Source organism: Duganella lactea, from assembly GCF_009857505.1.
In the GTDB taxonomy this organism is placed as follows: Bacteria; Pseudomonadota; Gammaproteobacteria; order Burkholderiales; family Burkholderiaceae_D; genus Rugamonas; species Rugamonas lactea.
On record NZ_WWCP01000050.1, the window covers coordinates 22,630 to 30,086 of the forward strand.

The following is a 7,457-nucleotide window of genomic DNA, read 5'->3' on the forward strand; positions in this document are numbered from 1 at the left end:
ATTGCTTTATCTGCCCAGACTGAGCAGGGTGTCGAACAGCTGGCTGGCCACCTGCATCACCTTGCCGCTGGCCTGGTAGGCCTGCTGATAACGCAGCAGGTTGGCCGCTTCCTCGTCCAGATTGACGCCGGACACCGCCTGCTGCGCATTGGTGGCCTGCTTAACGGCGGCGTCGGCGGCGGTGCCGCCGATCTGCGCTTCGCGCGCCTTGGTGCCGACCACGTTGACCATCTGGGCATAGGTGGTCTGAAAGGTCGCATTACCATCGTTGAGCACGTTCTTGGTCTGCAGCGCGGCCAGCATGGCGCCGTTGCGACTGTCGCCGACGCCGCTGGTGTTGGGACCGACCGTGAACTTGTCCTGGTCGGCCGGCGTGCCGCTGATCGTGAAGTTGACGCCGCCAACGCTGATGCTGGCGCCGTCCGTGTACGGCACCGGCGTGTCAGCCGGGTACACGGTGGCGGTGCCGTTGACGGTCACCGTCACCTCCTTGCCAGCCGGGAAGCCGGACAGCGTGTTGTCGGTTTTGTTGAAGGTCAGCGTCGCCGGCGCCGTCAGCGCGTTGCCCGGCGTCAGGTAATTCTGATCCACCGTGCCGGCCGAGATCTTGCCGTTGCCGGCGTTGCTGGTCGGCGCCGCGGTGGTGACCGGCGCCGCCAGCGCGATCTTGGCGTTGTCCTTGATCGCCACCGTCAAGCTGTTGGCGGCGGTGTAGGTCGGCCGCACCAGGAAGTTGTCCTTGTCCTGCGGGCCGTTCGCGCCCGGATCAATCGTGTAGGCCACGCCATCAATCACCTGCGGCTCGGTCTGCGGGAAGGGATTGATCTGCGTCACCTTGCCGTCGCTCTTGCGGGTGACGTTGAAGGTGGCGCTGGCGCCGTCGTAATCGACACTGTAGTCACTGCTGGTCAGCGCGCTGGCGTCGGTCACGACCGCGCTCACCGTGACCGTGCTGGACGGCGAGTTGCGCGTGCTGTAGCCGACATAGGCCTGGATCGGGTTGAAGAAGTTGGTGCCCAGGTCGCCGTTCTGATCCTGCCCTAGCACGTGCTGGGCGTTGAAGGCGGTGGCCAGACCGGCGGCGATCTGGCCCAGCGCGTTCTGCGCCTTGTCCAGCGCGTCGCCGCGGAATTGCAGAATGCCGCCCAGTTGGCCGCCGGTGAACACCGTGTCCGGCAACTCGCTGAAGTTGCCGTTGGGGCTCTGGTAGCCGATGGTGACGCGGCTGACGTCGGTCGCCGAGGTGGACGTGGTCAGCTGGAAGGGCTGGTTGCCCACCACCAGCGGCTGGCCGCTGCCGAACTGCACGTTCAGCATATTGTTGTCGCCCTCGGTGACGTTGATCTTGACCAGCTTGCTCAGCTCGGTCAGCATCTGGTCGCGCTTGTCCAGCAGATCGTTGGGCGCGGCGGTGCTGGAGGTCAGCCCGGCGATGGTGTTGTTGACCTCGGCGATCTTGTTGGCGTAAGCGTTGATCTCGTTGACGCTGGAAGTGATGGTGCTGTTGACGCCGGCCGACATCTCGGTCAGACGCGCGCTCATGCCCTGGAAACGCGCGGCCAGCGACTCGGCGTTCGACAGCAGCGACTGGCGCGCCGCCGACGAGGCCGGACTGGCGGTGGCATCCTGCACACCGGCGAAGAACGACTGCAGCGCCGGCGACAGGCCGGCGCTCGGGTCGGCCAGCAGATTGTCGATCTGGCCGATCTGCTGGCTATAGGTGTTCAGCGAGGCCTGATTGGACTCGGCGTTGCGCAGCGAGGTGGCCAGGAAATTGTCGTAATAGCGGCGCACGGCGGCGATCTCGGTGCCCGTACCGACATAGCCGAAGCCCTGGTACTGGGTACCGGTATCGCCCTGGATGGCCACTTGACGGTTGTAGCCGGCCGTATTGGCGTTGGTGATGTTGTTGCCGGTGGTGGACAAGCCCACCTGGGCCGCCAACAAGCCGCTTCTGCCGATGCTGAGTAGACTCATGATAAATTCGCTCTAAGTAGTGAGGTTTACGGCAGCGATTGCCGAAACTTGATCATCCCGCCAGCGAACGCTTGATGATGCTGGTCAGCTTGTTGGCATAGTTGGGGTCGGTGGCGTAGCCGGCCTTCTGCAGCCCCTGGGCAAAACTGGCGGCGTCGCCCGCGCTGGCCAGCACTTTTTCGTAACGTGGGTTGCTCGTAATTAACTTCGCATAATCCTTGAAGCTGTCGGCGTAGCTGTCGTAGGCGCGGAAACGCTCGACCTTGGTCTGCGCCTTGCCGTTGACGTATTCGGTGGTGGTGGCCTCGACCACCTTGCCCTTCCAGTCGGCGGTGGCCTTGATGCCGAACAGGTTGTTGCTGCTGCTGCCATCGCGCGCCTTGATCTCGCGTTTGCCCCAGCCCGATTCCAGCGCCGCCTGGCCCAGCATGAACTTGGCCGGAATGCCGGTGGCCTTGCTGGCCTCTTCCGCGTGCGACGCCAGTTTTTCCTGGAAGCTGCGCACATGCGGCGCCTGCGAACCCTTGCTGGCGCTGGTGCTGGTGGCGGCTGCGGAGGTGGCGGTGGCGGTGGCGGCCGCGTTGCCGCCGGCGGCGGCGATGGCGCGTTGCAGCTTGGCGTCCATCAGGCTGGCCATGCCGGCAAAGCTGCCGCCGTTGGCGCCGCTGGCCTTGTCGCCGGCATCGCCGCCGATGGCCAGCGCCTGGGCGTCGCCCTGCTTGGACAACTGGCGCACCAGCATGTCGGCCAGGCCAACGCCCTTCTTGGCGATGTTCTGGCTGGTCTGCTGATCCAGCATGGTCTGGAAGGTCTTGCTTTGCTGGCTGTCCAGCATGCCTTCCTGCGGCGTGGCTTCACGCATGCTTTTCAGCATCATGTTGACGAACATGGCTTCAAACTGGGTCGACGCGGTTTTCAGCGCCTCCGGGCTGCCGGCGCGGGCCGACTGCTTGAGACTGCCCATATCGCGCAGGTCCAGCGCGAATTTGCCGCTCAGGTCATTGGAGGTCGAAGTTGGGCTAGCCATGGTGCACCTGCTTAAATGATTTCGAGTTCCGCGCGCAGCGCGCCCGCGGCTTTCATTGCCTGCAAGATCGACAGCAGGTCTTGCGGCGTGGCGCCGATCGCGTTGAGCGCCTTGACCACCTCGGCCAGCGAAGCGCCGCCCTTGACCAGCATCACCTTGCCGGCGTCCTGCTTGATGCCCACCTGCGGGTTCTGCGTGACCACCGTGCGGCCGCCGGACAGCGCGTTGGGCTGGCTCACCTGGGTGTCGGCGTTGACCGACACTGACAGATTCCCGTGGGAAATGGCGCACGTCTCCAGCGTCACCGCGCGGTTCATCACCACCGAGCCGGTGCGCGCGTTCATGATCACCTTGGCCGACTGCTCGGCCGGGTTGACCTGCATGTCCTGCAGCGTGCCGATGAAGCTCACGCGCTGGTCGCTGCTACTGGGCGCCTGCACGCGGATCACGCGGCTGTCCAGCGCGTAGGCGATGCCGGCGCCGTATTTGTCATTGATCGCCTCGACCACGCGGCTGGCGGTGGCGAAGTCGGCGTTGTTGAGCTCCAGCTTGATCATATTGCCCTCGCCCAGGCTGGTGGCCACCGCGCGCTCGACGGTCGCGCCGCCGGAAATCTTGCCCACGCTCAGGTGATTGACAGTCAGCGAGCTGCCGCCACCGCCGCCACCGGCCTGCACGCCGACGCCGCCGACCAGCACATTGCCCTGGGCCATGCCGTAGACCTGGCCGTCGGCGCCTTTGAGCGGCGTCATCAGCAGCGTGCCACCGCGCAGGCTCTTGGCATTGCCCATCGACGACACGGTGATGTCGAGCTGCTGGCCCGGCTGCGCGAACGGCGGCAGGGTCGCGGTGACCATCACCGCCGCCACGTTTTTCAGTTGCAGCTGCGAGCCACCCTGCGGCAGGTTGACGCCCAGCTGCTGCAGCATGGAAATCACGCTTTGCACGGTGAACGGGGTCTGCGTGGTCTGGTCACCCGAACCGTCGAGGCCGACCACCAGGCCATAGCCCAGCAATTGGTTGTTCCGCACGCCGGCGACGCTGGCCAGGTCCTTGATGCGCTCGGCCTGGCTCGGCGCCGCCACGACGGCGAGACACGCGGACAGGCACATCAGCAGTGCGGCTTTGAGAGGAGTTTTCATGATCATCAGAACGGCAGCAGGCTTTGGAAGAAGCGCGAGGCCATCGACGACAGCTCGGCGCGGTCAATGCTGTTGGCGGTGCGGTATTCCACCCGGGCGTCGGCCACCGCCGTCGATTGCACGGTGTTGCCGGTGGCGATGCTGTCCGGGTTGATCATGCCGGAGAAGCGAATGTACTCGGTGCCCTTGTTCATGCCGATCTGCTTCTCGCCAGCGACGATCAGGTTGCCGTTGGCCAGCACCTCGACCACCGTGATGCCCATGGTGCCGGTGAAGGCGTTGCTGGCGGCCTGGGTGTCGCCATCGGCGTAGGTGTTGGTGGTGCTGACCGCCAGCGGATTGCCGAAGGTGCTTTGCAGCTTGGCTGGCATAGCGGCGCTGACGCTGCCGGACTTGTTGCCGGTGGCGGTGCCGGATTTATTGGCCGAGGTGCGCTCGGTGATGACCAGCGTCAGCACGTCGCCGATATGGCGCGCGCGGCGGTCCTCGAACACCGGGCGGAACGCGGCCGGCTGGTAGATGGCGCCGTTGTTGGGCGCCGCCTGTAACTGCTCGCTGGTCAGCGGACGCGCGGATTTCGGTCCAGACACGATCGAGCTCGGGGTGGCGGCGCAACCGCTGAGCACAGCGGCGGCCAGCAGAGTGATGACGTAGTTCATGATCGTTTCCTTACAGCTGCGACAGCTTTTGCAGCATCTGGTCGGAGGTGGTGATGGCCTTGGAATTGATCTCATAGGCGCGCTGGGTCTGGATCATATTGACCATCTCCTCGACCACGTTGACGTTGGAGGTCTCCACATAGCCTTGCAGGATCAGCCCGGTGCCATTGGTGCCCGGCGTGTTCTGCTGCGGCGCGCCGGAGGCGGTGGTTTCGACATACAGGTTCTCGCCCTTCGACTCCAGCCCGGTCGGATTGATGAAGGTGGCCAGTTGCAGACTGCCCAACTGCTGGGTGGTGGTCGCGCCGCCGGCGCCGGCGACGTTGACCGAGACGGTGCCGTCGCGCCCGACGGTGATCGATTGCGCGGTGATCGGAATGGTGATGGCCGGCTGCAGCACAAAGCCTTCCGAGGTCACCATCTGGCCGTTGTTATCGCGCTGGAACGAGCCGTCGCGGGTGTAGGCGGTGGTGCCGTCCGGCAGCAGCACGGTGAAGAAGCCGCTGCCGTTGACCATGATGTCCTTGTCGTTGCCGGTGGACTGGGGATTGCCCTGGGTGTGGATGCGCTCGATGGCGACCGGGCGCACGCCGGTGCCGAGCTGCATGCCGGACGGCAGATTGGTCTGCTGCGACGACAGCGCGCCCGGCTGGCGGATATTCTGATACAGCAGATCCTCGAACACGGCGCGTGACTTCTTGAAGCCGTTGGTGCTGACGTTGGCCAGATTATTGGACGTCACGTCCATCTGCGTCTGCTGCGCTTCCATGCCAGTCTTGGCGATCCATAACGAACGTATCATGTTGCTTCTCCCAATGCCGGACGAACGTTAGCTGTTCATCCCATGCAAGCATTATGCGGGACAGGCGGTCAACTCAAAGCGAGGATCTGGGTGGCTTTTGCGGCGTTATTCTCAGGCGCCCGTACAGTCGCTGTGGGATTCAAAAGACTTTTGCACACTACAGGGCACCTCGAAAAACCTCCCCAGTTCTGGCATGATGTTAGCGAACCATTCCTGACCTGACTCCGATGCTCAAACACAGCCTGTTTGCCGACCAAGAACGTGAAGCGAAGCTCAGCGAGATTGGCGACACGGTGCGGCGACTGGAGCAGCATGTTGACTTCGCGGCATTGGCCGCATCGGTCGATCATGCCGCGCCACGCCCCAGCCGCGAGCGCAGCGGTCGCCCGCCATTTCCCACCGAACTGATGATACGCGTGCTGCTGGTTCAACAGCTATTTAAATTCCAACTGCTCGACCGCCTCAGCTGCCAGCGTTTTGTCGGGCTACGCCACAGCAGCCATATTACGGACCGCACCACATCTGGCAAAGAGCGTCTGATCGAAGCTGGCGCCAGCGAGACCGTGTTCCAGGCAATTAACCGCCAACTGTCCCGACATGGCTATATGGCACGCGGTGGCCAGATGATTGATGCGAGCATCGTGCCAACGCCAAAGCAGTCGATCAAGAAAGACGAAAAAGAGCTCGTCGACGCGAAGCCCATGCCAGTCGATTGGTCGCCGGCAAAGCACCGCCAGCGAGCACGATAGCTTGCACTTGGAAGCGGTGATCGATCCGTCCAATACCAGCCATGACATCTACACCGATAAAGGTTACGTCAATAACTGGCGCAACTGGGCGGCAAAACGTTGCGCTCAATCGGCCTGGCACGCGCAACGCTGCATCTGAACTGGAAAGCGGCAGCCTACAACTTGCGCCGCTTTGCCTATTGCAAGGAGGCAGGGATCGAGGGGGTTTAACGCCCGAGTTCCATCTGGACTGCCGAAAACGGCAGACTCGGATTGCAAAATAAACCGCAAAGCAGCATGGCGGACGGCTCCAGCGCTCTCAGCGAGCTTATATTTTTAGTTCACGCTCCACATCAGCGGTAATTCGAGATGCCCAACACTTGAAGACAATCACGCAAGCCATGACTATCTACGGTCACTGGCCTGCCATTTAAACACTTACCTGCTTAAACTTCCTTAATCCAAATTCACTGTTACTGGAACCGGACTATACACCTTTGTTCCGGTTCCCAGTTCGCCAACTGACGCCGACCCAAAGCATTTAACTGTCCCACTTTCAAGAAGTGCACACGTATGATTACCACCTAAAGCCAACGAAGTAATCTTTTCATTAATTCCAATGACATCCGATGGCGCGTCTTCGGGTAAGGCACGGCCATTCCCCAACTGTCCCGAACCATTCCGCCCCCAGCACTGCGCGCCTCCACTTGAAGTAATTATACATGTGTGAGAGAAACCAGCGGTTATTGTACGGGCATCATTGCGCACCTTTGGAACTACACGTGGAGTGGGATAGGTACCCAGGCCACTGAAACCAAACATAGAGCTCCTGTTGTTCCCCCAACAAAGAACCGTACCATCTGTTTTTACAGCGCAACCGTAGACGTCGCCCCCCGCAGCAGATGTCACATCTGCACTTAGTCCGACCACATAATTGGGTGCGCCATACGTGGCTCCATCCTTCGAGTCAGCTACCCCAATGCCCAGCTGGCCATAGGGGACCTCGAATTACTGCTGATTTGAACTGATGTGCTGAGAAAACGCCGGCTGTGGACGGATTCGCACGGCGGCTTCAGACCTTTTGGCACTTGTCTTGCTGTCCAGAACCACCTTTTTCGTGGT

At 62.3% G+C, this 7,457-nt stretch carries 8 protein-coding genes; 2 read left to right on the forward strand and 6 right to left on the reverse strand.

Annotated features, from left to right (window positions below):
- Positions 1-6: 6 nt before the first annotated feature.
- From flgK to flgG, 5 genes are read right to left on the reverse strand one after another with little or no spacing between them, the layout of a single operon-like run.
- Positions 7-1,977: a flagellar hook-associated protein FlgK gene (gene flgK, locus GTP44_RS24730; RefSeq protein WP_161021502.1), complete on the reverse strand. Its 1,971-nt coding sequence runs from the start codon at positions 1,975-1,977 to the stop codon at positions 7-9.
- A 52-nt stretch (positions 1,978-2,029) separates the two neighbouring features.
- Positions 2,030-3,004 (reverse strand): flagellar assembly peptidoglycan hydrolase FlgJ, encoded by a 975-nt coding sequence (gene flgJ / locus GTP44_RS24735; RefSeq protein ID WP_161021503.1) that lies wholly within the window; start codon positions 3,002-3,004, stop codon positions 2,030-2,032.
- Positions 3,005-3,015: 11 nt separating this feature from the next.
- A complete protein-coding gene (locus GTP44_RS24740) occupies positions 3,016-4,116 on the reverse strand; it encodes a flagellar basal body P-ring protein FlgI (protein ID WP_161021505.1) in 1,101 nt (366 codons plus the stop codon).
- 35 nt (positions 4,117-4,151) lie between these two features.
- The gene (locus GTP44_RS24745) at positions 4,152-4,805 is read right to left on the reverse strand and encodes a flagellar basal body L-ring protein FlgH (RefSeq protein WP_160990675.1); all 654 of its coding nucleotides are present in this window, start codon (positions 4,803-4,805) and stop codon (positions 4,152-4,154) included.
- A gap of 10 nt (positions 4,806-4,815) precedes the next feature.
- Positions 4,816-5,607, reverse strand: coding sequence for a flagellar basal-body rod protein FlgG (flgG, locus tag GTP44_RS24750; protein ID WP_160990676.1), 792 nt, complete (start codon positions 5,605-5,607; stop codon positions 4,816-4,818).
- Positions 5,608-5,834: 227 nt separating this feature from the next.
- Here flgG and GTP44_RS24755 point away from each other — a divergent pair, with 227 nt between their 5' ends.
- Together GTP44_RS24755 and GTP44_RS28420 are read left to right on the forward strand one after the other, a co-directional pair.
- Positions 5,835-6,356, forward strand: coding sequence for a transposase (locus GTP44_RS24755; protein ID WP_443093274.1), 522 nt, complete (start codon positions 5,835-5,837; stop codon positions 6,354-6,356).
- Between the two features lie 7 nt (positions 6,357-6,363).
- On the forward strand, positions 6,364-6,495 hold the full coding sequence (locus GTP44_RS28420) for a hypothetical protein (RefSeq protein WP_443093275.1): 132 nt from the start codon (positions 6,364-6,366) through the stop codon (positions 6,493-6,495).
- A gap of 296 nt (positions 6,496-6,791) precedes the next feature.
- Here GTP44_RS28420 and GTP44_RS28305 read toward each other — a convergent pair whose 3' ends face one another.
- Positions 6,792-7,265, reverse strand: coding sequence for an RCC1 domain-containing protein (locus GTP44_RS28305; protein ID WP_371867322.1), 474 nt, complete (start codon positions 7,263-7,265; stop codon positions 6,792-6,794).
- Positions 7,266-7,457: the final 192 nt, after the last annotated feature.